This is a genomic window from Planococcus sp. RAB007_Raresut, assembly GCF_057369535.1.
The window spans coordinates 1-230 of the sequence record NZ_JBXYIF010000298.1; the positions used below are offsets into that span (position 1 = coordinate 1).

Consider the following 230-nt stretch of genomic DNA (forward strand, 5'->3'; position numbering starts at 1 on the left):
CTATCGCCCATTCATCATCTTTTTCCCAATGACTTTTTAAAAAATCTCGCTGCCCTGCACTCCAAAAATCAGCTTCATGCAGTTTTTCCTCGGCACGTAATTGATGCGTTTGGATAAAAAGCTCCATAGCCGCTTCATCCGCTTCTAACCCAAGCTGTTCAAATAACAGTTCTAGTGTAGGTTGTTGTTCAAACATGTTTATTCTCCCTTAGCTTTTTTCTTCTTTTAAT

1 protein-coding gene is annotated in these 230 nt (G+C 39.1%); it reads right to left on the reverse strand.

Going from position 1 to position 230, the window contains the following annotated elements; all coding sequences use genetic code 11:
• The coding region (locus AC2Q9J_RS18595; protein WP_499042221.1) for a DUF2789 family protein at positions 1–196 on the reverse strand (196 nt) is incomplete at its 3' end.
• Positions 197–230: the final 34 nt, after the last annotated feature.